At 70.4% G+C, this 21,590-nt stretch carries 22 protein-coding genes; 12 read left to right on the forward strand and 10 right to left on the reverse strand.

Annotation, left to right across the window (positions count from 1 at the left end):
- Window positions 1-128 precede the first annotated feature (128 nt).
- From AB0N17_RS35960 to AB0N17_RS35980, 5 genes are all read right to left on the reverse strand, one after another.
- Entirely contained in the window at window positions 129-1,268 is a 1,140-nt protein-coding gene (locus AB0N17_RS35960; protein ID WP_366015828.1) for a DUF475 domain-containing protein, read from the reverse strand.
- 155 nt (window positions 1,269-1,423) lie between these two features.
- Window positions 1,424-2,002, reverse strand: coding sequence for a TerD family protein (locus AB0N17_RS35965; protein ID WP_366015829.1), 579 nt, complete (start codon window positions 2,000-2,002; stop codon window positions 1,424-1,426).
- A 103-nt stretch (window positions 2,003-2,105) separates the two neighbouring features.
- A complete protein-coding gene (locus tag AB0N17_RS35970) occupies window positions 2,106-2,681 on the reverse strand; it encodes a calcium homeostasis/redox stress adaptation protein (RefSeq protein WP_366015830.1) in 576 nt (191 codons plus the stop codon).
- A gap of 137 nt (window positions 2,682-2,818) precedes the next feature.
- Complete coding sequence (locus AB0N17_RS35975; protein ID WP_366015831.1) at window positions 2,819-3,277, reverse strand: peroxiredoxin; 459 nt, start codon at window positions 3,275-3,277, stop codon at window positions 2,819-2,821.
- Window positions 3,278-3,405: 128 nt separating this feature from the next.
- Window positions 3,406-3,843 carry a DUF3052 domain-containing protein gene (locus AB0N17_RS35980; RefSeq protein WP_366015832.1) on the reverse strand — a complete coding sequence of 146 codons (438 nt, stop codon included), beginning with the start codon at window positions 3,841-3,843 and terminating at the stop codon, window positions 3,406-3,408.
- A gap of 404 nt (window positions 3,844-4,247) precedes the next feature.
- On the opposite strand from AB0N17_RS35980, the gene aceE reads away from it, so the two are divergent.
- Both aceE and AB0N17_RS35990 read left to right on the forward strand, forming a co-directional pair.
- Window positions 4,248-6,995: a pyruvate dehydrogenase (acetyl-transferring), homodimeric type gene (gene aceE, locus AB0N17_RS35985; protein WP_366015833.1), complete on the forward strand. Its 2,748-nt coding sequence runs from the start codon at window positions 4,248-4,250 to the stop codon at window positions 6,993-6,995.
- 76 nt (window positions 6,996-7,071) lie between these two features.
- Entirely contained in the window at window positions 7,072-7,812 is a 741-nt protein-coding gene (locus tag AB0N17_RS35990) for an ion channel (protein WP_366015834.1), read from the forward strand.
- Between the two features lie 27 nt (window positions 7,813-7,839).
- On the opposite strand, the gene AB0N17_RS35995 is transcribed toward AB0N17_RS35990, so the two are convergent.
- Together AB0N17_RS35995 and AB0N17_RS36000 are read right to left on the reverse strand one after the other, a co-directional pair.
- Window positions 7,840-8,145 carry a small hydrophobic protein gene (locus AB0N17_RS35995; RefSeq protein ID WP_366015883.1) on the reverse strand — a complete coding sequence of 102 codons (306 nt, stop codon included), beginning with the start codon at window positions 8,143-8,145 and terminating at the stop codon, window positions 7,840-7,842.
- Between the two features lie 258 nt (window positions 8,146-8,403).
- Window positions 8,404-10,050: an MFS transporter gene (locus tag AB0N17_RS36000; RefSeq protein ID WP_366015835.1), complete on the reverse strand. Its 1,647-nt coding sequence runs from the start codon at window positions 10,048-10,050 to the stop codon at window positions 8,404-8,406.
- A gap of 66 nt (window positions 10,051-10,116) precedes the next feature.
- Between AB0N17_RS36000 and AB0N17_RS36005 the strand changes: the two genes are divergently transcribed.
- The 3 genes from AB0N17_RS36005 to AB0N17_RS36015 all read left to right on the forward strand — a co-directional run bounded on the left by AB0N17_RS36005 (window position 10,117) and on the right by AB0N17_RS36015 (window position 12,968).
- On the forward strand, window positions 10,117-10,752 hold the full coding sequence (locus tag AB0N17_RS36005; protein ID WP_366015836.1) for a TetR family transcriptional regulator: 636 nt from the start codon (window positions 10,117-10,119) through the stop codon (window positions 10,750-10,752).
- A gap of 83 nt (window positions 10,753-10,835) precedes the next feature.
- Window positions 10,836-12,053, forward strand: coding sequence for an alpha/beta hydrolase (locus AB0N17_RS36010; RefSeq protein ID WP_366015837.1), 1,218 nt, complete (start codon window positions 10,836-10,838; stop codon window positions 12,051-12,053).
- Between the two features lie 66 nt (window positions 12,054-12,119).
- A complete protein-coding gene (locus AB0N17_RS36015; protein ID WP_366015838.1) occupies window positions 12,120-12,968 on the forward strand; it encodes a DUF4429 domain-containing protein in 849 nt (282 codons plus the stop codon).
- A gap of 1 nt (window position 12,969) precedes the next feature.
- On the opposite strand, the gene AB0N17_RS36020 is transcribed toward AB0N17_RS36015, so the two are convergent.
- Both AB0N17_RS36020 and AB0N17_RS36025 read right to left on the reverse strand, forming a co-directional pair.
- Entirely contained in the window at window positions 12,970-13,983 is a 1,014-nt protein-coding gene (locus AB0N17_RS36020) for an aldo/keto reductase (RefSeq protein WP_366015839.1), read from the reverse strand.
- Window positions 13,980-14,441 (reverse strand): MerR family transcriptional regulator, encoded by a 462-nt coding sequence (locus AB0N17_RS36025; protein WP_366015841.1) that lies wholly within the window; start codon window positions 14,439-14,441, stop codon window positions 13,980-13,982. The genes AB0N17_RS36020 and AB0N17_RS36025 overlap by 4 nt, the downstream gene beginning before the upstream one ends.
- A 96-nt stretch (window positions 14,442-14,537) precedes the next feature.
- On the opposite strand from AB0N17_RS36025, the gene AB0N17_RS36030 reads away from it, so the two are divergent.
- Both AB0N17_RS36030 and AB0N17_RS36035 read left to right on the forward strand, forming a co-directional pair.
- On the forward strand, window positions 14,538-15,014 hold the full coding sequence (locus AB0N17_RS36030) for a GNAT family N-acetyltransferase (RefSeq protein ID WP_366015842.1): 477 nt from the start codon (window positions 14,538-14,540) through the stop codon (window positions 15,012-15,014).
- 19 nt (window positions 15,015-15,033) lie between these two features.
- Window positions 15,034-15,849 (forward strand): serine hydrolase domain-containing protein, encoded by an 816-nt coding sequence (locus tag AB0N17_RS36035; RefSeq protein WP_366015843.1) that lies wholly within the window; start codon window positions 15,034-15,036, stop codon window positions 15,847-15,849.
- A gap of 25 nt (window positions 15,850-15,874) precedes the next feature.
- Here the strand turns inward: AB0N17_RS36035 and AB0N17_RS36040 are convergent, their stop codons facing one another.
- Complete coding sequence (locus AB0N17_RS36040) at window positions 15,875-16,537, reverse strand: pirin family protein (RefSeq protein ID WP_366015884.1); 663 nt, start codon at window positions 16,535-16,537, stop codon at window positions 15,875-15,877.
- Window positions 16,538-16,623: 86 nt separating this feature from the next.
- On the opposite strand from AB0N17_RS36040, the gene fasR reads away from it, so the two are divergent.
- From fasR to fabF, 5 genes are all read left to right on the forward strand, one after another.
- Window positions 16,624-17,829, forward strand: coding sequence for a fatty acid biosynthesis transcriptional regulator FasR (gene fasR, locus AB0N17_RS36045; protein WP_366015844.1), 1,206 nt, complete (start codon window positions 16,624-16,626; stop codon window positions 17,827-17,829).
- A gap of 89 nt (window positions 17,830-17,918) precedes the next feature.
- Window positions 17,919-18,836 (forward strand): ACP S-malonyltransferase, encoded by a 918-nt coding sequence (locus AB0N17_RS36050; protein WP_366015845.1) that lies wholly within the window; start codon window positions 17,919-17,921, stop codon window positions 18,834-18,836.
- A gap of 10 nt (window positions 18,837-18,846) precedes the next feature.
- A complete protein-coding gene (locus AB0N17_RS36055) occupies window positions 18,847-19,878 on the forward strand; it encodes a ketoacyl-ACP synthase III (RefSeq protein ID WP_366015846.1) in 1,032 nt (343 codons plus the stop codon).
- A gap of 81 nt (window positions 19,879-19,959) precedes the next feature.
- The gene (locus tag AB0N17_RS36060) at window positions 19,960-20,208 is read left to right on the forward strand and encodes an acyl carrier protein (protein ID WP_366015847.1); all 249 of its coding nucleotides are present in this window, start codon (window positions 19,960-19,962) and stop codon (window positions 20,206-20,208) included.
- Between the two features lie 87 nt (window positions 20,209-20,295).
- A complete protein-coding gene (gene fabF, locus AB0N17_RS36065) occupies window positions 20,296-21,567 on the forward strand; it encodes a beta-ketoacyl-ACP synthase II (protein ID WP_366015848.1) in 1,272 nt (423 codons plus the stop codon).
- Window positions 21,568-21,590 lie beyond the last annotated feature (23 nt).

Here is a 21,590-nt window from a genome sequence, read left to right on the forward strand (position 1 = left end):
CCATGCCCGGCCTGGCCCGGCTCTCCCGCACGGTCGTCAAACTCCGCCCGCGCCGCGGCGAGCCCGGCATCCGGGAGAGCCATGTCGGCGGGCCGCCCCGCTCAGAGCGTTCCTCACCGGCCGGGGTGTCACACCCCGGAGGAGACCTCGGCCTTCTCGCCGCTGCCGTCCCCGGCCGCCGCCAGCGCGCGGTTGCGGCGCACGGAGGACCAGAAGGACAGGGCGATCAGGACGACGCCGACGAGGCCGGTGACGACCTCGTTGATCTCGTACTGGATGGTGACCATGAGGATCACGGCCAGGGCGCCGATGGCGTAGTGGGCGCCGTGCTCCAGGTAGACGTAGTCGTCGAGGGTGCCCTGGCGGACCAGGTAGACGGTCAGCGACCGGACGTACATGGCGCCGATGCCGAGGCCGAGGGCCATCATCACGATGTCGTTGGTGATGGCGAAGGCGCCGATCACCCCGTCGAAGGAGAAGGACGCGTCGAGGACCTCGAGGTAGAGGAACATGAAGAACGCGGCCTGGCCGGCCAGCAGCACCGCCGACTTCTTCTTGCCGGTGCGGGCGGCCTCTTCCTCCTCCTCGTGCTCGCGCTCCTCCTCTTCCTCCAGCCGGTCCTCGAAGTAGCCGGACAGACCGCCGACGATCATGTAGGTGATCAGGCCGGCGATACCGGCGATCAGGACCGTCTGGGCCTTGTCGACGTGGGCGCCGCCGTGCTGGTGGGCCTGGGTGGCGAAGGTGAAGGAGGTGATGAGCAGGACGATCAGCGCGATGCAGACCGCCAGCATGTCGACCTTGCCGAGCTTGGCCAGGGGCCGCTCGATCCAGCGAAGCCACTGGATGTCCCGGTCCTCGAAGATGAAGTCGAGGAAGATCATCAGCAGGAACATGCCGCCGAAGGCGGCGATCGCCGGGTGGGCGTCGGTGACCAGCTGCTGGTAGCGGTCCTTGTCGCTGAAGGCCAGGTGGACGGCCTCGATCGGGCCCATCTTGGCGGTGATCGCGACGATGACGACGGGGAAGACCAGCCGCATGCCGAAGACCGCGATGAGGACGCCGACCGTGAGGAAGATCTTCTGCCAGAAGGCGTTCATCTTCTTCAGGATTCCGGCGTTGACCACCGCGTTGTCGAACGACAGCGAGATCTCGAGGACGGCGAGGATCGCCACGACGCCGAAGGCCTCCCACCCCCCGTAGAAGACCGCGGCGACCAGGCCGAGCGCGGTGATCGCGAACGACCAGCCGAAGGTTTTCAGAAGCACTGGCTACCCAATCGTGTGTGTACGGGGCTCCCCCGCGCCGTACTCGGCTTTGCTAAACGTTGACCACGAGTGTAGAGGGACACCCGGTCGGCGGTACCGCCGAGGGCGGCCCGCACGGGAAAAGCCACAGCACCGGCCCACGGGGAGGTCGCTCGCTACGAGACGTTCACCCCGAAGTCGAGGGCGATGCCGCGCAGACCCGACGCGTACCCCTGGCCGACGGCGCGGAACTTCCACTCGCCCTGGTAGCGGTACAGCTCGCCGAAGATCATGGCGGTCTCGGTGGAGGCGTCCTCGCTGAGGTCGTAGCGGGCGAGCTCCTGGCCGTCCGCCTGGTTGACCACGCGGATGAAGGCGTTCGAGACTTGGCCGAAGGTCTGGCCGCGCTCGTCGGCCATGTGGATGGAGACGGGGAAGACGATCTTCTCGCAGTGGGCGGGCACCTTGGTGAGGTCCACCAGGACGGACTCGTCGTCGCCCTCACCCTCACCGGTCAGGTTGTCCCCGGTGTGCTCGACGGAGCCGTCGGGGCTCTTGAGCTGGTTGTAGAAGACGAACCATTCGTCGCCCAGGACCCGGTTGCCGGCACCGCACAGCAGGGCGCTGGCGTCCAGGTCGAAGGGGGCGCCGGTGGTGGAACGCGCGTCCCAGCCGAGCCCGACCATGACGTTGGTGAGATTCGGTGCGGCCTTGGAGAGGGAGACGTTGCCTCCCTTGGCGAGCGTGACGCCCATGATGGTCCTCCCCTAGTGGTGCTTCCCTGGTTGTCCTGCGCGTCCGGCGCCGCCCGTAAACGGTGCGGCGCCGGATGGTGCAGGTGTCGTGATCCTGCCGGGATCAGACGTTGACGCCGAAGTCCTGGGCGATGCCGCGCAGGCCCGAGGCGTAGCCCTGGCCGATGGCGCGGAACTTCCACTCCGCCCCGTGCCGGTACAGCTCGCCGAAGACCATGGCGGTCTCGGTGGAGGCGTCCTCGCTGAGGTCGTAGCGGGCGATCTCCTGCTCGCCCGCCTGGTTCACGACGCGGATGAACGCGTTGCGGACCTGACCGAAGGACTGCTGGCGGTTCTCGGCGTCGTAGATCGACACCGGGAAGACGATCTTCTCGATGTCGGCCGGGACGCCGGCCAGGTTGATCTTGATCTGTTCGTCGTCGCCCTCGCCCTCACCGGTGATGTTGTCACCCGTGTGCTCGACCGAGCCGTCGGGGCTCTTGAGGTTGTTGAAGAAGACGAAGTGCTGGTCGCTCGCGACCTTGCCGGAGCTGTTCAGCAGCAGCGCGCTGGCGTCGAGGTCGAAGTCGGTGCCGGTCGTGGTGCGTACGTCCCACCCCAGGCCGACGATGACGGCGGTCAGGCCCGGGGCCTCCTTCGTCAGCGATACGTTGCCGCCCTTGCTGAGGCTGACTCCCACGGGTCCTCCATGTGGTGTCCAGGGGCGAGAGCCCCGTCGTGCTACGGATATGGGATCAACGTGCCGATCCTAGTGACGGGTTCCCGCCCCCCGCAGACCCTGGACCCGGAGATTCACAGGTGTCGGCCACGCTCGGCCTACAGGGTGTCGAGCGCCTTCACGTAGTCGTTCAGGTCGCGCGCGTCCGGCAGGCCGTTGACCACGGTCCACCGCACGACGCCCTCCTTGTCGATGACGAACGTGCCCCGGACGGCGCAGCCCTTGTCCTCGTCGAAGACGCCGTAGGCGCGGCTGACGTTGCCGTGCGGCCAGAAGTCGCTCAGCAGCGGGTACTCCAGGCCCTCCTGCTCGGCGAAGACGCGCAGGCTGTGGATGGAGTCGTTGGACACGGCGAGCAGCTGGGTGTCGCGGTCCGCGAACTTCGGCAGGTTGTCGCGCAGCTCGCACAGCTCACCGGTGCACACACCGGTGAAGGCGAAGGGGTAGAAGAGCAGGACGACGTTCTTCTCGCCGCGGAAGTCGGAGAGCTTCACCGTGCGGCCGTGGTTGTCCTTGAGCTCGAAGTCGGGGGCCTTGTCGCCGACCTGGATCGCCATCGTCGTGCATCCCTTTCGGTGGGCTGTTCGGGTGAGGGCACAGCAAACGCTGGGGTCCACCCTACGCAGCGATCACCGGGGACGTCCGGACGGGCCGGGGCCAGGCCCGGCCCGTCCGGCGTTCGCGGTCACTTCTTGGACTTGGCCGCCTTCGGCGTCGCCAGCCGGCTGCCGCTCCAGTCCTTGCCCACGCTGACGCTCTTCGACGCCGTCAGGCCGGCCGTCTTCGCGGCGTCCTGGATGTCGCTGGGCTCCACGTATCCCGGACGGCCGGTCTTCGGCGTGAGGAGCAGGATCGCACCGCCCTCTTCGATGTACGTGGTGGCATCCACCAGCGCATCCGTCAGGTCGCCGTCGTCGTCACGGAACCACAGCACGACGGCGTCGGCCACGTCGTCGTAGTCCTCGTCCATGAGGTCACCCTCGACGACTTCCTCGATGGCCTCGCGGAGCTCCTGGTCGACGTCGTCGTCGTAGCCGATCTCCTGGACCACCTGCCCGGGCTGGAACCCCAGCCTGGCGGCAGGGTTCGTCCGCTCCTCCGCGTGGTCCGCGGTCGCGCTCACGGGTTGCCTCCTGATCATGTTTTGGGGAATAACTCAGCCACGCGCGTGCGCGAAGCATTGGCCGTAGTCCACACGGGCGGGGCGGATCGCGCAAGTACCCGGCCGTCCGGACCGCCGAAACGGTGACGATCCGGGCCGTGTCGCCGCAACTCCTGGCACCGCATCTTCGTACTTCGTGACCCACATCACACCGATGTGCCCGGTTTGCGCCAATCGGAATCATCCGCCGATACGCCCGTCGAACAACTTTGCCGATCACGTCACACCCCGGGCGTATCGTTGCGTTTTGACCGACGGGACACGGATGGGACACCGAGGAGATGACGTACGCCTTCCCGAGGTACACGATGGGGAACGGTGTAGGCACGAGCAGTAAATCCGCCCTCTGACAGGTAAGGAACAGCGTGGCTTCCGGATCCGATCGCAACCCGATCATCATTGGCGGCCTTCCGAGTCAGGTTCCTGACTTCGATCCCGAAGAGACCAAGGAGTGGCTCGACTCCCTCGACGCCGCCGTGGACGAGCGCGGCAGGGAGCGGGCCCGCTATCTCATGCTCCGGCTGATCGAGCGGGCGCGCGAGCGGCGCGTGGCCGTGCCCGAGATGCGCAGCACGGACTACGTCAACACGATCCCCACCAAGGCCGAGCCGTTCTTCCCCGGCAACGAGGAGATCGAGCGCCGGGTCCTGAACGCGACCCGCTGGAACGCGGCCGTGATGGTCTCGCGCGCCCAGCGCCCCGGCATCGGGGTCGGCGGCCACATCGCCACCTTCGCCTCCTCCGCCTCGCTGTACGACGTGGGCTTCAACCACTTCTTCCGCGGCAAGGACGAGGGCGACGGCGGCGACCAGGTCTTCTTCCAGGGTCACGCCTCCCCCGGCATCTACGCGCGCGCCTACCTGCTCGACCGGCTCACCGAGAACCAGCTCGACGGGTTCCGCCAGGAGAAGTCGAAGTACCCCGACGGCCTGTCCAGCTACCCGCACCCGCGCTCCATGCCGGACTTCTGGGAGTTCCCGACGGTCTCCATGGGCCTCGGCCCGCTGGGCGCGATCTTCCAGGCGCGGATGAACCGCTACATGGAGGCGCGCGGCATCGCCGACACCTCCAGGTCGCACGTGTGGGCGTTCCTCGGCGACGGCGAGATGGACGAGCCGGAGTCGCTCGGCCAGCTGTCCATCGCCGCCCGCGAGGGCCTGGACAACCTGACCTTCGTGGTCAACTGCAACCTGCAGCGGCTGGACGGCCCGGTGCGCGGCAACGGAAAGATCATCCAGGAGCTGGAGTCGATCTTCCGGGGCGCCGGCTGGAACGTGATCAAGCTGATCTGGGACCGCACCTGGGACCCGCTGCTCGCGCAGGACCGGGACGGCGTGCTGGTCAACAAGATGAACACCACGCCGGACGGCCAGTTCCAGACGTACGCCACCGAGTCCGGCGCGTACATCCGCGAGCACTTCTTCGGCGACGACGTACGGCTGCGCGCGATGGTCGAGAACATGAGCGACCACCAGATCCTGATGCTGGGCCGCGGCGGTCACGACCACCGGAAGATCTACGCGGCCTACAAGGCGGCCCTGGAGCACAAGGGCCAGCCGACGGTCATCCTGGCCAAGACGGTCAAGGGCTGGACGCTGGGCCCCAACTTCGAGGGCCGCAACGCCACGCACCAGATGAAGAAGCTGACGGTCGACGACCTCAAGCGCTTCCGCGACCGCCTGCACCTGCCGATCTCCGACAAGGAGCTGGAGTCCGGCGCGCCGCCGTACTACCACCCCGGCCCGCAGACGGAGGAGATCCAGTACATGCACGACATGCGCAAGGCGTGCGGCGGGTACGTCCCGACGCGCGTCGTGCGCTCGAAGCCGCTCGCGCTGCCGGACGACAAGACGTACGCGTCGGTGAAGAAGGGCTCGGGTCAGCAGTCCATCGCCACGACGATGGCATTCGTCCGGCTCCTCAAGGACCTCATGCGGGACAAGGAGATCGGCAAGCGGTTCGTGCTGATCGCGCCGGACGAGTACCGCACGTTCGGCATGGACTCCTTCTTCCCGAGTGCGAAGATCTACAACCCGCTCGGCCAGCAGTACGAGGCCGTGGACCGCGACCTGCTGCTGGCCTACAAGGAGTCGCCGACCGGCCAGATGCTGCACGACGGCATCTCCGAGGCGGGCTGCACCGCCTCGCTGATCGCGGCGGGCTCGGCCTACGCCACGCACGGCGAGCCGCTGATCCCGGTGTACGTCTTCTACTCGATGTTCGGTTTCCAGCGCACGGGTGACCAGTTCTGGCAGATGGCCGACCAGCTGGCGCGCGGTTTCGTGCTGGGTGCGACCGCCGGCCGTACCACTCTGACGGGTGAGGGCCTGCAGCACGCGGACGGCCACTCGCAGCTGCTCGCCTCGACCAACCCGGCCTGCGTGGCCTACGACCCGGCGTACGCGTACGAGATCGCGCACATCGTCCAGGACGGCCTGCGCCGGATGTACGGCGGCGACGCCGAGCACCCGCACGGCGAGGACGTCTTCTACTACCTGACCGTCTACAACGAGCCCATCCAGCACCCGGCCGAGCCGGCGAACGTGGACGTCGAGGGCATCCTCAAGGGCGTCCACAAGCTCAGCGAGGGCACGGACGGCTCCGTCCCGGCGCAGATCATGGCGTCGGGCGTGGCGGTGCCGTGGGCGCTGGAGGCACAGCGGCTGCTGGCCGCGGAGTGGAACGTGAAGGCGGACGTGTGGTCCGCGACCTCCTGGAACGAGCTGCGGCGCGAGGCGGTGGAGTGCGAGCGGCACAACCTGCTGCATCCGGAGGAGGAGCAGCGGGTGCCGTACGTGACGCGGAAGCTGAGCGGGGCCGAGGGTCCGTTCGTGGCGGTGTCCGACTGGATGCGGTCGGTTCCGGACCAGATCGCGCGGTGGGTGCCGGGGACGTACCAGTCGCTGGGCGCGGACGGCTTCGGCTTCGCGGACACCCGGGGTGCGGCGCGGCGGTTCTTCCACATCGACGCGCAGTCGATCGTGGTGGCGGTGCTGACCGAGCTGGCGCGCGAGGGCAAGGTCGACCGGTCCGTCCTGAAGCAGGCCGTCGACCGGTACCAGCTGCTGGACGTGTCGGCGGCGGACCCGGGCGCGGCGGGCGGAGACGCGTAGCGCTGCGCTCGGCTTCGGCCGGGTGAGGGGCGGCGCCCGCGGCGCCGCCCCGTTACTTTTTCTTTACTATGCCTGTATGAACGATCTGTCGGCGCAGGCGCGTTGGGAACGCCGTACCCAACGGCCCCTGCTGGCGCTGGCCGTGGCGTTCGCCCTCGCCTACGCCGTGCCGATCGTGGTCAGCCCCGCGAGCCGGTCGCTGACGGTGGTCTGCACCGCCACCGAGTGGCTGGTGTGGGGCGCGTTCGCGGTGGACTACCTGATGCGGCTGGCGCTCACGGCGAGCCGGCGGGAGTTCGTCCGCACGCACTGGATGGACCTGGGCGCGGTGGTGCTGCCGCTCCTGCAGCCGCTGCGGCTGCTGCGGATGGTGTCGACGCTGCTGCTGGTGGGGCGGCGGGCGCGGATGGCCTCGCAGATCCGGCTCACGACGTACGTCGCCGGTGCGGTGGTAGGGCTGCTGATGTTCGGCTCGCTGGCGGTGCTGTCCGTGGAGCGGGACTCGCCCAGGGGGAACATCCGGACGCTGGGTGACGCCGTGTGGTGGTCGTTCACGACGATGACGACCGTGGGGTACGGCGACCACGCGCCGACGACCGGCCTGGGCCGGGTGATCGCCGTCGGCCTGATGCTGTCCGGGATCGCGCTGCTGGGTGTGGTGACCGCGAACATCGCCGCGTGGTTCATCGCGCGGTTCGAGAAGGACGACGTGGAGGAGCGCCGGCAGACGGAGGCGATCGCCGCGCTGGCGGAGGAGGTCCGCCTGCTGCGGGCCGAGGTGGCCCGGCTGGCGGCCGTTGAGGAGCAACGGCACTGAGCCGACGCCCAGTGCCGTCGCGATCCGTCACAGAAGCCCGTGGCCCCAGGTTGCCGCGCCCGCGAGGGCGATGATGGCCAGGAGCGTGTCGATCGCTCCCAGGACCAGGGCCACCAGGCCGGGGATGTTGCGGTCGTTGGACCACTTGCGTCCCAGCGACTGCCATCCGCACAGCATCGCGACCGGGCCGAGGATGACGCCCAGCGCGAAGAAGCCGGCCACCGCACAGATCGTGCCGATGATGCCCAGCGTTGCGCGGTCCGGCCCGGTCCGTTGCCACGTCCGGCCACGTGACCGGGGGTACCCGCGTGTTCCGTGCCCGAAGCCTGCCATCATCAACTCCCTGCAGCTCATGGACAGTTCGGCTTCGGTGTGCGGGTACCCCGGTTCACGGCGGGCAGACATGCCCAGGCCAGCGCGCGCCACCCCCCTCCAGCGGCGCGCGCCACGGCCCGGCGGTCCTCCCATGCCCTGCGGAGGACTTGACCCACTGTGACCTGCGGTGCGTGCCCGGTGCGAGGGATCTTTAGCGGAGTCACCCTGATAGGCGAACCTCGCCGGGAGCAGGCCGGCACGGGCCGGCGCAGGCCGTCAGATGTGGCCGACGCCCGCGCCCGGGTCCGCGTTCTCACCCCGCTTGGTGAGCAGGGCGACGAGGACGGCGACCGCCGCCACGCCCGCCGCCACCAGCGAGGCCAGGCTCATGCCGGTGATGAAGGTGTGGTGCGCGACCTCGGTGATCTTCGCGGCGACCTGGTCCGGCACGCCCTTCGGCACCGGCGCCACGCCGACCTGCACCGCCTCCGAGGCCTTGTCCAGCTGGGCCGGGCTCAGCTGCGGCAGCCCGGCGCCCGTCCAGTTGCCAGGCAGATCGCTGTCGACCTTGGAAGCCATCACAGCACCCAGCACGGCCGTACCGAGGCTGCCGCCGATCTGCATGGCCGCCTGCTGCAGACCACCGGCGACACCGGACAGCTCCATGGGCGCGTTGCCGACGATGACCTCCGTGGCACCGACCATGACCGGGGCGAGACCGAGGCCGAGCAGGGCGAACCAGACGGACATCACGCCGCTGCCGGTGTCGGCCTCGAGCGTCGACATGCCGTACATGGCGATCGCGGTCGCGGCCATGCCGCCGGCGAGCGGGATCCGCGGGCCGAGCTTGGTGATCGCGGCGCCGGCGAGCGGCGAGCCGACGATCATCATGCCGGTGAGCGGCAGCAGGTGCAGGCCGGCGTCGATCGGGCTCATGCCGTGGACGTTCTGCAGGTAGAAGGTCACGAAGAACAGGCCGCCCATGAAGGCGATGGCCATCAGGACCATCAGGACGACGCCCGCCGACAGCGGGACGGAGCGGAACAGGCTCAGCGGGATCAGGGGCTCCCTGACCCGCATCTCCCAGAAGGAGAAGAGGCCGAAGCCCAGCACGGACGCGGCGATGAACGCCCACGTCTTGCCGTCGCCCCAGCCCCAGGCCGGGGCCTTGATGAGCGCCCACACCAGGCAGAACATGGCGCCGGAGAGCAGCGCGATGCCGAGGAGGTCGAAGGAGCGCGGGGCGCCGTCTCCGCTTTCCGGGCTCCGCCCGAGGGCAGCACGGTGGTCGAGCAGGATCAGCACGCCGAGGAGCAGGGCGAGCGCGCCGACCGGCACGTTGATGAAGAACACCGACTGCCAGTCGACGTGCTCGACGAGGACACCGCCGAGGATCGGACCGCCCGCGGTGGACGCGCCGATCACCATGCCCCAGATGCCGATGGCCATGTTGAGCTTCTCGGCCGGGAAGGTGGCCCGCAGCAGGCCGAGCGCGGCCGGCATCAGCAGCGCGCCGAACAGGCCCTGGAAGACGCGGAAGGTGACGACCGCGGCGATGCTGTTCGACAGCCCGATGGCACCGGACGCGGCGGCGAAGCCGGTCACGCCGATGAGGAAGGTCTGGCGGTGGCCGAAGCGGTCACCGAGCTTGCCCGCGGTGATGAGGGAGACCGCGAGGGCGAGGAAGTAGCCGTTGGTGATCCACTGCACCTGGGCGAAGGTGGCGCCCAGGTCCTTCTGGATCGCCGGGTTGGCGATGGCCACGATGGTGCCGTCGAGGGCCACCATCATGACCCCTACGGCGACGGTGATCAGGGTGAGCCAGGGATGCCCGCGCAGCCCCGCGGCCGGGGCCGCCTCCGACGGGGCCGCCGGTGCGCTGTCGCCCGGTCCCGTCGCATCGATGGTGGTCTGACTAGTCATACGTTCGAGGCTAGTGACAGCCACTGACAATTGACAAACGATTTCACAAGTCGGTAACTGACACCTATGGAAACACTGCGCGAACGCAAGAAGCAGCGCACCCGGGAGGCGCTGCTGCGGGCCGCTCTGGAGCTGTTCACCACCCAGGGGTACGAGCACACGACCGTCGACGAGATCACGGACGCGGTCGAGGTCTCGCAGCGCACCTTCTTCCGCTACTTCGCGGGCAAGGAGGACGTGGCCTTCGCGGTGCAGGAGATGACCGAGGCCCACTTCGTCGCGGCGGTGCGCGCGCGCCCGGCGCACGAGGCGCCGATGGAGGCGCTGCGGCAGGCGGTCCTGGAGGGCTGGGACGCGATCCGGGAGACCGTCGAGTCGGCCGTCCCGGTCGAGCTGTATCTGCGGATGTACCGGACGATCGAGTCGACGCCCGCGCTGCTCGCCGCCCATCTGCGCCGCTCGGCGGCGACCGAGGAGACGATCGCGCGGGTGCTGGCCGAACGGGAGGGCGTCGACGTGGACGCGGACCCCCGTCCGCGGCTGGCCGTGGCGGTGTTCGGCGGGGTGATAAGGGTCACCGAGCGGCAGTGGTGCACGGGTGAGGACTTCAGTCTGGTGGCGATCCGTCAACTCACCGCGTCGTACCTCGATCAGGTGGGTTCCGCGCTCACCGGTAACTGGCGTACCACCCGAGATCGTTGAGGAGGCGTTCGAGGATGGCCGAAACGTGATCCCTGTCACTCGGTTACCTCGAGACCCTCTCGTTCTCCTAGTGTGTCCTCCCAGTGACTTCCTTCGACACCTCCCCGCAACTGAACGTCTGGCGCGCACTGCTGGCGCTGGCCGTGGTGTTCGTGATGCTCGCGACCACCGGCTGGACCGCCCTGCGCACCCACCGGGAGTCGACGGCACTGCAGGCCTCGCTCACCAAGTGGGAGCACGGCCGTCTCCACGGCGTCCCCCTGCCGGACCCGGAGGCCGGACCCACGCGGCTCACCCGTTTCTTCGCCTCGCTCACCCCCGAGGAGCAGGCCCGGCTGGCCCACCGCTATCCGCTCGCGGTGGGGAACATGAACGGCGCCCCCGCCGGCCTGCGCTACCGCGCCAACCGGGTCGCGCTGGACCAGGCCCGCAGGGTCGAGCGCGCACGCATGCACGACAGCCGGCTCAGCTCGGCCGGCCAGCAGGACGCGGGCAGCCGTATGCACCGCTACGAGTCGCTGCTGGAGCCCGGCCGGCACATCCTCGCCTTCGACCCCGACGGCTCGGGCCGGATCGCCGAGGTGTTCGGGAACCTCGACAGGGCCCAGCGGATCTCGGTCGTCGTGCCCGGCGTCGACACCGACCTGATGACCTTCCAGAAGAGCTACCGCCAGTACACCGCCCCGGTCGGCATGGCCAAGGCGCTGTACTCGGCGGAGCGCGCGGCGCGCCCCGGCACCCGTACGGCCGTGATCGCCTGGGCCGACTACACCTCGCCGGACGGCCTCGGTGTGGACGCGGCCACCGGGCTGCGCGCCGCGGAGGGCGCCGTCCGGCTGAACGCGCTGCTGAACGCGCTGCCCGGCCGCACCACGGTGGCCATGATCTGCCACAGCTACGGCTCGGTGGTGTGCGGGGTCGCCGCGCACGGGATGCCGCGCCGGGTGACCGACATAGCGGTGGCCGCGAGCCCCGGGATGCGGGCCACGAAGGCCTCCCACCTGGACACCACGGCCCGGGTGTGGGCCATGCGGGACGCCACCGACTGGATCCAGGACGTGCCGTACCTGGAGCTCGGCGGGCTCGGGCACGGCGCCGACCCGGTGTCCTCGGCGTTCGGCGCGCGCGTGCTGTCCGCCCGGGACGCACAGGGGCACGCCGGCTACTTCCAGCCGGGCACGGACAGCCTGCGCAACCTGGCCCAGGTCGGCGTGGGGGCGTACGACGCGGTCACGTGCGCCCGGGAGAACGATGCGTGCCGGTCCGGTCTGCCCGGCACGACGACGGCCGGACGCGCGTAGAAACAGCAGGAAGTGCGGTCTGCGCGGGTGGCGACGGAGGAGCACGTGCCGCATACGATGAGCCGCATGGGTGACGTACTGGCGGGTTTTCATGCCGTCTGGGAGTTCGAGTCCGACTCCGTGCTCATCCGTTACGAACGGGGGATTCGAACACCGAAGCTGTTCCAGGCGCTCGGCGAGCGGCGGATACCGCTGTCCGCGGTGGAGGACGTGACGCTCACACCGGGCCGGCGCGGCACGGTGGTCCTGCGGCTGACGCCCCGCGCGGGCGCCGACCCGCTGATGGAGGCGGCCGACGGGCAGCTGAAGGAGGGCTCCGACCCCTACCGGCTGACCCTGCCGGCCGAGCGGGAGACGCTCGCCGAGTACTACGCGGACGAGCTGAAGCGGCTGCTGACCGAGTCCGGTCCCGCCGAGCGGCACCTGGTGGCGGCGCCCGGGACTCCGCTGCACTTCAAGGCGTACGACGGGAAGGCGTCCTTCGACGGGACGTCCGTGCAGTTCCGCTGGTCGTGGACGGGCGCGTCGTCCGCGAAGTGGAAGGCCGGCGACCAGAGCTTCCCGGTCACCGAACTCGGCGGCATCGAGTGGCGGTCGCCGGAGGTGTTCGAGGGACACCTGCGCCTGCTGCCGCGCTCCGCCGGCCCGGCGGGGTCCGTGCAGCCCGACCAGGACCCGGCCGCCGTCGTGTTCGGGCTGGGGTACGGGCCGGTGCACGAGTCGCTGCCGTTCGCCGCGGCGGTCCTCGCGGCCGTCCGCACCCGCGGGCCGGTACCCGTGGTACCGGCCCCGGTGCGGCGGGATCCCGCCGACATCGCCGAGCGGATCCGGCATCTCGGGGAGCTGCACCGGGCCGGACTGGTCACCGACGAGGAATTCTCCTCCAAGAAGGCGGAGTTGCTGGCGGAGCTCTGAGCTACTCCCGGCCGGCGGACGTGAACGTCATGTCCGCGTACCGGTCGCCCGCCACCTTGCCCGCGATCGGCTCCAGTCGCGCGAGTTCCCCGTCGGTCAGGGTGAGCGCCGTCGCCGCCACGTTCTCCTCCACCCGGCCCGGCTTGCGGGTGCCCGGGATCGGGATCACCGGCAGGCCGCAGACCGTGGCCCGCTGCTGCACCCAGGCCAGGGCGACCTGGCCCGGCGTGGCGCCGTGGGCCTCGGCGATCGCGCGGACCGGCTCCAGGAGGGCCGCGTTGGCCGCCGCGTTGTCACCGGTGAAGCGGGGCTGCTGACGGCGGAAGTCGTCGGCCGTGAGCTGCTGTTCGGCGTTGGTGAAGGAGCCGGTGAGGAAGCCGCGGCCCAGCGGCGAGTACGGCACCAGGGCGACGCCCAGCTCGCGCGCGGCCGGTACGACCTTCGCCTCGATGTCCCGGCTGAACAGCGACCACTCCGACTGCACGGCCGCGATCGGGTGCACGGCGTGCGCGGCGCGCAGTTCGTCGGCGGTGACCTCGCTCAGGCCCAGGTGCTTGACCTTGCCCTCGCGGACCAGCTCCGCCATCGTGCCGACGGTCTCCTCGACGGGGACGTCCGGATCGCGGCGGTGCATGTAGTAGAGGTCGATCTCGTCGACGCCGAGCCGCTTCAGGCTGGCCTCGACGGCCGCGCGGATGTACGGCGCGTCGTTGCGGATGATCCGCTTGGTCGGGTCGTCCTCGGGAATCGACAGGGCGAACTTGGTGGCGATCACCACCTCGTCCCGGTGCGCCGTGAAGAACGGGGACAGGAACCGCTCGTTGTCCCCGTCGCCGTAGGCGTCCGCCGTGTCGAACAGCGTCACGCCCAGCTCCAGCGCCCGGTCCAGCGCCGCGCGGGCCTGACCGGCGTCCGTGGGGCCGTACGCGAAGCTCATGCCCATGCAGCCGAGCCCCTGCACGCCGACCTCCGGCCCGTTCTGTCCGAGCCGTGCCGTCGGAATCCTGGCGGTCATCGAGTGGTCCCCTCCGTTGCGTAAAAGCTGATCTTGCGGTCCAGTACGGCGAGCGTGTCCTGCAGTTCCGCGATCCGGTTCAGGACGTCCCGGCGCGTCGACTCCAGCAGTCCCTGGCGCTCCCGGTAGGTGCTCTCGCCCTCCCTGACCAGTTCTGCGTAGCGCACCATGTCGGCCACCGGCATGCCGGTCAGCCGGAGCTTGGTCACGAAGTCCAGCCAGTCCAGGTCGCGGTTGCTGTAGCGGCGCTGACCGGTGTGCGAGCGGTCGACGTGCGGCATCAGGCCGATCCGCTCGTACCAGCGCAGGGTGTGCGCGGTCAGGCCGGTGAACGCGACGACCTCGCTGATCGTGTAACGGTCCTGGCCGTCGGCGCGCGGGTGGCGCCGGGGCGGGGCGGAGCAGATGTCGGGGGTGGCCCGGTCGGTGGCCGCTGGCGTGGACTGCATCACCGTCATGGCCCCACGCTATGACCTTGGAGTGCACTCGAAGCAAGCGGAACCGGTAAGAAATCGGCAGGACACGGCCGGGGGCGCCTGGCTAGCGTGCGGCCCATGAGTCTTGCACGCCGGGCCCTGCCCGAGGACGCCGCCGAAGTGCTGCGCCTGCGCCAGGTCATGATCGACTCCTTGTGGGGCGAGGGCGGTGCCGGGACGACGCAGTGGCATGCCGAGTCGCTGCCGACGCTGCGGGCCCGGCTCACCGAGACCGACGGGAAATTCGTGGCCTTCGTCGTGGACCGGCCGGAGCGGCCGGGGACGCTGGCCGCGCTGGCGGCCGGGACGCTGGACTACCGGATGGGGCGGGCCGGGAACCCGCACGGGCGGGTCGGGCACGTGTTCAGCGTCGCCACCGACCCGGGGGCCCGGCGGCGCGGGTACGCGCGCGCGTGCATGGAGGAACTGCTGACGTGGTTCCGGCAGCGGGGTGCCGTGCACGTCGATCTCAACGCGTCCGCCGCGGCGGAGCCGCTGTACGCGGCACTGGGATTCGTGCGCAAGCCCGACCCCTCGATGCGGATGACGCTCTGAGCCGCATAGGCTCGCCGGCATGTCGTTGCAGAGCCTGGCCCTGATCGAGAACTGGCCCGTCCCCACCGCCGCGGCGGGTGCCGTACGAGCCGACGGGACCGTCCTCGGGACACACGGACCCGTCGGGCACCGCTTCCCGCTGGCCTCGGTGACCAAGCCGCTGGCCGCCTACGCGGCCCTCGTCGCGTACGAGGAGGGGGCGGTCGAGCTGGACGAACCGGCCGGGCCCCCCGGGTCCACGGTGCGCCACCTGCTCGCGCACACCTCCGGGCTGGCCTTCGACGAGCACCGGGTGACGGCCGCGCCCGGAGAGCGGCGGCTGTACTCCAACGCCGGGTTCGAGCAGCTCGGGGACCACATCGCCAAGGCGACGGACATCCCGTTCGCCGAGTACCTGCGCCAGGCGGTGCTGGAGCCGCTGGGGATGACCGGGACGTCGCTGAACGGGTCACCGGCCAAGGACGGCGTCTCGACGGTCGAGGACCTGCTGCGGTTCGCGGCGGAGGTGCAGGCGCCCCGGCTGCTGGACCCGCGGACGGTCGCGGAGGCGATGACCGTGCAGTTCCCGGGGACGAAGGGCGTGCTGCCGGGGTACGGGCACCAGAACCCGAACGACTGGGGGCTGGGCTTCGAGATCCGGAACTCCAAGTCCCCGCACTGGACCGGCTCTTCCTCCTCCCCGCGCACCTTCGGCCACTTCGGCCAGTCCGGTACGTTCCTGTGGATCGACCCGGTCGCGCAGGTCGCGGCGGTCGCCCTGACGGACCGCGCCTTCGGCCCCTGGGCGGTCGAGGCGTGGCCGCCCTTCACGGACGCCGTGCTCGGCGAGGTCTGAACCGCCGCCCCGGGTCCGACGAAGCCTAGGCCGCCGGGCCGGTCATCTCCCAGATCAGCAGCTCGGCCGGGGTCAGGGCCGTCGCCTCCAGGCTCTCGGCGGCCGTGACGCGGGCCGCGTCGCCCGGGTCCAGCTCGGCGCCGTCCAGCCGCACCCGGCCGCGTACGACGTGCACGTACACGTGCGCCCCGTCCGGCACCGCCGTCCGCTCCCCGGCAGCCAGCCGCCGTGCGTGCAGCATCGCGCCCGCCTCCGGGACGGCGTACGGGGTGGAGTCGGCGATGCCCGGGACGATCTCGTACGACGGCTCGCCGCCCGGCTCCAGCGGGGCCAGCCACATCTGCACGAAGGTCAGGGGCGCCGTGCCGTCGTTGCGCTCGACGTGCCGCACGCCCGCCGCCGAGCTGAGCCGCTGCACGTCGCCGGGCCGCACCCGCGTCTCGCGGCCGGTGGAGTCGCGGTGGGTCAGCTCGCCCTCGACCACCCATGTGACGATCTCGGTGTGGCTGTGCGGGTGTTCGTCGAACCCGGCACCGGGCGCGAGCCGCTCCTCGTTGCAGGCGATCACCGCGCCGAAGCGCAGGTTGTCGGGGTCGTAGTGCGGCCCGAAGGAGAAGGCGTGCCACGACTCGATGCCGGCTTCCGGGTCCCCTCCGCGGTAGCGCTCACCGGCGCGGCGTACGTCCATCACGTGCCCACCGTAGTCCCTCGTCACCGCGGGCAAGCCCGACCCGGCGGCGCATGCCCGCGTCCGGATAAGGCAGTCTTGTCCCCGTGCCCGAACCCGAATCCCGTAGCAGCGATCACGCAGCGCACCACGTCCACCCGCACTCCGCGACCCTGAGGCGCCTGGAGAAGTCCTCCGGGTCTCTCGCCGCGCAGGCCATCGCGCGCATGGACGAGACCCTGCCGTGGTACCGGGCCATGCCGCCGGAGAACCGTTCCTGGATCGGGCTCGTGGCTCAGGCGGGCATCGCCGCGTTCACCGAGTGGTTCCGGCACCCGGACGCACCGCAGGCGATCTCCACGGACGTGTTCGGGACCGCGCCGCGCGAGCTGACCCGGGCCATCACGCTGCGCCAGACCGTGGAGATGGTGCGCACCACCATCGAGGTCATGGAGAGCGCCATCGACGAGGTGGCCGCCCCCGGCGACGAGAGCGTGCTGCGCGAGGCGCTGCTGGTGTACGCCCGCGAGATCGCGTTCGCCACCGCCCAGGTGTACGCCCAGGCCGCCGAGGCACGCGGTGCCTGGGACGCCCGCCTGGAGTCGCTGGTGGTGAACGCGGTGCTCAGCGGCGAGGCCGACGAGGGAGCCGTCAGCCGGGCCGCGGCGCTCGGCTGGAACTCCCCCGAGCACGTGTGTGTCGTCCTCGGCACCGCCCCGGACGGGGACAGCGAGCTGACCGTCGAGGCGATCCGGCGGGCGGCCCGGCACGCCAAGGTGCAGGTGCTCACCGGGGTCCTCGGCGACCGGCTCGTCGTCATCGCCGGCGGCAACCCCAATCCGCTGGCCGTCGCCAAGTCGCTGATCGGCCCGTTCGCCGCCGGACCGGTCGTCGCCGGGCCGATCGTCCCCGACCTGCTGGCCGGCACCCGGTCCGCGCAGGCCGCCGCCGCGGGCCTGAAGGCGTGTTCCGCCTGGCAGGACGCGCCCCGGCCGGTGCTGGCGGACGATCTGCTGCCGGAGCGCGCCATCGCGGGCGATCCGAGCGCCCGCGAGCAGCTGGTGGAGGAGATCTACAGACCGTTGGAGGAGGCCGGCTCGGCGCTCCTGGAAACCCTGAGTGTCTACCTGGAGCAGGCGAGCAGTCTGGAAGGCGCGGCCCGGATGCTCTTCGTTCACCCGAACACCGTGCGCTACCGGCTCCGACGTGTGACTGACGTCACCGGATGGTCGCCCTCCGATGTACGATCCGCGTTCACACTGCGGATCGCCCTGATCCTGGGGCGTCTGGCCGATGGTGAACCTCAGGCATAGGGTTTTGTCGGGGCCCCACAAAAGCCCTTCGTGTTCTTCGTCCCTGTCCTCACGGGCGGCCGTGGCCGTCCCCAAGAGAGAGTGTGAGAGTGCTCGTACTCGTCGCTCCCGGCCAGGGCGCCCAGACGCCCGGCTTCCTGACCCCCTGGCTCGACCTCCCCGGTGCCGCGGACCGCGTCGCCGCGTGGTCGGACGCCATCGGACTGGACCTCGTCCACTACGGCACCCAGGCCGACGCCGACGCCATCCGTGACACCGCGGTGGCCCAGCCGCTGCTGGTGGCCGCCGGAATCCTGTCCGCCGCGGCACTGGGTGACATCGCCCCGGACGCCGTGGCCGGTCACAGTGTCGGTGAGATCACCGCCGCCCACTTCGCCGGTGTCCTGGGCGACACCGCCGCGCTGGGCCTGGTCCGCAAGCGGGGTCTGGCCATGGCCGACGCCGCCGCGATCACCGAGACCGGCATGTCGGCGCTGCTCGGCGGCGACCCGGAGACGTCCGTCGCGCACCTGGAGAAGCTGGGCCTGACCCCGGCGAACATCAACGGCGCGGGCCAGATCGTCGCTGCGGGAACGCTGGAGCAGCTCGCCGCGCTGAACGACGACAAGCCCGAGGGTGTCCGCAAGGTCGTCCCGCTGAAGGTGGCCGGCGCCTTCCACACCCGTCACATGGCCCCCGCCGTCGAGACGCTGGCCAAGGCCGCCGCGGCGCTGGAGCCCGCCGACCCGAAGGTCACCTACGTCTCCAACAAGGACGGCGGGGCCGTCACGTCCGGCGCCGAGGTGCTGGAGCGGCTGGTCGGCCAGGTCGCCAACCCGGTGCGCTGGGACCTGTGCATGGAGACCTTCAAGGAGCTGGGCGTCACCGCGCTCGTCGAGGTGTGCCCGGGCGGCACCCTCACCGGCCTGGCCAAGCGCGCCCTGCCCGGCGTGAAGACGCTGGCGCTGAAGACCCCCGACGACCTCGACGCGGCCCGCGAGCTCATCTCCGAGCACACCGGTGCCTAAGGAGCGGTACATGGCGAAGATCAAGCCCAGCAAGGGCGCCCCGTATGCGCGCATCCTCGGGGTCGGCGGCTACCGGCCGACCCGGGTGGTGCCCAACGAGGTGATCCTCGAGAAGATCGACTCGTCCGACGAGTGGATCCGCTCGCGCTCCGGCATCGAGACCCGGCACTGGGCGGGCCCCGAGGAGACGGTCGCCGCGATGTCGATCGAGGCCTCCGGCAAGGCGATCGCGGACGCGGGCATCGACGCCGAGCAGATCGGTGCCGTGGTCGTCTCGACCGTGTCGCACTTCAGCCAGACCCCGGCCGTCGCCACCGAGATCGCCGACAAGCTCGGCACGAACAAGGCCGCCGCCTTCGACATCTCGGCCGGCTGCGCGGGCTTCGGCTACGGCCTGACCCTCGCCAAGGGCATGGTGGTGGAAGGTTCCGCCGAGTACGTGCTCGTCATCGGCGTGGAGCGGCTCAGCGACCTGACCGACCTGGAGGACCGGGCCACGGCCTTCCTGTTCGGCGACGGCGCCGGCGCGGTCGTGGTCGGCCCCTCCCAGGAGCCGGCGATCGGCCCAACCGTGTGGGGCTCGGAGGGCGACAAGTCCGCGACCATCAAGCAGACCGTCCCCTGGGACCGCTTCCGCATCGGTGACGTGGCCGACCTGCCGCTGGACAGCGACGGCAACGTCAAGTTCCCTGCGATCACGCAGGAGGGCCAGTCGGTGTTCCGCTGGGCCGTGTACGAGATGGCGAAGGTCGCCCAGCAGGCACTGGACGCCGCCGGGATCAGCCCGGAGGAACTGGACGTCTTCATCCCGCACCAGGCCAACGTGCGGATCATCGACTCGATGGTGAAGACCCTCAAACTGCCGGAGCACGTCATGGTCGCCCGTGACATCCGCACCACCGGCAACACCTCGGCCGCCTCGATTCCGCTCGCTATGGAGCGGCTTCTGGCGACCGGGGAGGCGAAGAGCGGCGACACCGCGCTCGTCATCGGATTCGGGGCGGGTCTCGTGTACGCCGCCACGGTCGTTACCCTCCCCTAGGCACTCCGTGCCGGATCATGCGATCCGGCAGGGGGACAACTGCCACAAACCGTCTGCAATATCGAAGAAGGAGCGCCTGACATGGCCGCCACTCAGGAAGAGATCGTCGAGGGTCTCGCGGAAATCGTCAACGAGATCGCCGGCATCCCGGTTGAGGACGTCCAGCTGGACAAGTCTTTCACCGACGACCTGGACGTCGACTCGCTGTCCATGGTCGAGGTCGTCGTCGCCGCCGAGGAGCGCTTCGAGGTGAAGATCCCGGACGAGGACGTCAAGAACCTCAAGACCGTGGGCGACGCCGCCGACTACATCCTCAAGCACCAGGCCTGAGTCACCCCTTAGGGCTGTCAGGCTGCAAGGCCCCGCCACCCGGCGGTGGCGCCGTAGATTCCCGCATCCGTTGGAGAAAGAATTCCCGTGAGCCCGACCAATCGCACCGTGGTCGTCACCGGTATCGGCGCAACCACACCGCTGGGTGGCGACGTAGCTTCCACCTGGGAGGGCCTGATCGCCGGCAAGTCCGGCGTCAAGCCCCTCGAGAAGGACTGGGCGGCCGAGCAGGCCGTCAAGATCGCGGCCCCGGTCGCCGTGGAGCCCACCGAGGTCATCCCCCGGCCGCAGGCCCGCAAGCTGGACCGCTCGGCGCAGTTCGCGCTGATCGCCGCTCAGGAGGCCTGGCAGGACGCGGGCTTCACCGCCAAGGCCGGTGAGGACGCAGCCGTCGACCCCGACCGCCTGGGCGCCGTGATCGCCTCCGGCATCGGCGGTGTGACGACGCTCCTCGACCAGTACGACGTGCTGAAGGAGAAGGGCGTCCGCCGCGTCTCCCCGCACACCGTCCCCATGCTGATGCCGAACAGCCCCTCGGCCAACGTCGGCCTGCTGGTGGGCGCCCGCGCGGGCGTGCACACGCCGGTGTCCGCGTGCGCCTCGGGTGCGGAGGCCATCGGCTACGCCATCGAGATGATCCGCACCGGCCGGGCCGACGTCGTCGTCGCCGGTGGCACGGAGGCGGCCATCCACCCGCTGCCGATCGCCGCGTTCGGCAACATGATGGCGATGTCCAAGAACAACGAGGACCCGCAGGGTGCCTCGCGCCCCTACGACGTGGCCCGCGACGGCTTCGTCCTCGGTGAGGGCGCCGGTGTGCTCGTCCTGGAGTCCGCCGAGCACGCCGCCAAGCGCGGGGCCCGTGTCTACGCGGAGGCCGTCGGGCAGGGCATCTCCGCCGACAGCCACGACATCGTGCAGCCGGAGCCCGAGGGCCGCGGCATCTCGCACGCGCTGCAGAACCTGCTGGACAACACGGACCTGAACCCGGCCGAGATCGTCCACGTCAACGCGCACGCCACGTCGACGCCGGCCGGTGACATCGCCGAGCTGAAGGCGCTGCGCAAGGTGTTCGGCGACGACGCGGACCACATGGCGGTCTCCGCGACCAAGTCGATGACCGGTCACCTGCTCGGTGGCGCCGGTGGCGTGGAGTCGGTGGCGACCGTGCTCGCGCTGTACCACCGCGTGGCACCGCCGACGATCAACGTCGAGAACATCGACCCCGAGGCGGAGGCCAACGCCGACGTCGTGCGGGACGAGGCCCGGAAGCTGCCCGTCGAGGGCCGCATCGCCGCGCTGAACGACTCGTTCGGCTTCGGCGGCCACAACGTGGTGCTGGCGTTCAGGACCGTCTGAGAACGTGCATGAGGAAGGGCCCC

This window comes from Streptomyces sp. NPDC051133 (genome assembly GCF_040682635.1).
Classification (GTDB): domain Bacteria; phylum Actinomycetota; class Actinomycetes; order Streptomycetales; family Streptomycetaceae; genus Streptomyces.

Excerpts from the sequence above, each read along its gene's own strand:
- AB0N17_RS35965 (WP_366015829.1), bottom strand. The coding sequence starts at position 2,002 with ATGGGCGTCACGCTCGCCAAGGGAGGCAACGTCTCCCTCTCCAAGGCC.
- AB0N17_RS35975 (WP_366015831.1), bottom strand. The coding sequence starts at position 3,277 with ATGGCGATCCAGGTCGGCGACAAGGCCCCCGACTTCGAGCTCAAGGAC.
- AB0N17_RS35990 (WP_366015834.1), top strand. The coding sequence starts at position 7,072 with ATGAACGATCTGTCGGCGCAGGCGCGTTGGGAACGCCGTACCCAACGG.
- AB0N17_RS35995 (WP_366015883.1), bottom strand. The coding sequence starts at position 8,145 with ATGGCAGGCTTCGGGCACGGAACACGCGGGTACCCCCGGTCACGTGGC.
- AB0N17_RS36000 (WP_366015835.1), bottom strand. The coding sequence starts at position 10,050 with ATGACTAGTCAGACCACCATCGATGCGACGGGACCGGGCGACAGCGCA.
- AB0N17_RS36005 (WP_366015836.1), top strand. The coding sequence starts at position 10,117 with ATGGAAACACTGCGCGAACGCAAGAAGCAGCGCACCCGGGAGGCGCTG.
- AB0N17_RS36015 (WP_366015838.1), top strand. The coding sequence starts at position 12,120 with ATGGGTGACGTACTGGCGGGTTTTCATGCCGTCTGGGAGTTCGAGTCC.
- AB0N17_RS36020 (WP_366015839.1), bottom strand. The coding sequence starts at position 13,983 with ATGACCGCCAGGATTCCGACGGCACGGCTCGGACAGAACGGGCCGGAG.
- AB0N17_RS36025 (WP_366015841.1), bottom strand. The coding sequence starts at position 14,441 with ATGACGGTGATGCAGTCCACGCCAGCGGCCACCGACCGGGCCACCCCC.
- AB0N17_RS36030 (WP_366015842.1), top strand. The coding sequence starts at position 14,538 with ATGAGTCTTGCACGCCGGGCCCTGCCCGAGGACGCCGCCGAAGTGCTG.
- AB0N17_RS36035 (WP_366015843.1), top strand. The coding sequence starts at position 15,034 with ATGTCGTTGCAGAGCCTGGCCCTGATCGAGAACTGGCCCGTCCCCACC.
- AB0N17_RS36040 (WP_366015884.1), bottom strand. The coding sequence starts at position 16,537 with ATGGACGTACGCCGCGCCGGTGAGCGCTACCGCGGAGGGGACCCGGAA.
- AB0N17_RS36055 (WP_366015846.1), top strand. The coding sequence starts at position 18,847 with ATGGCGAAGATCAAGCCCAGCAAGGGCGCCCCGTATGCGCGCATCCTC.
- AB0N17_RS36060 (WP_366015847.1), top strand. The coding sequence starts at position 19,960 with ATGGCCGCCACTCAGGAAGAGATCGTCGAGGGTCTCGCGGAAATCGTC.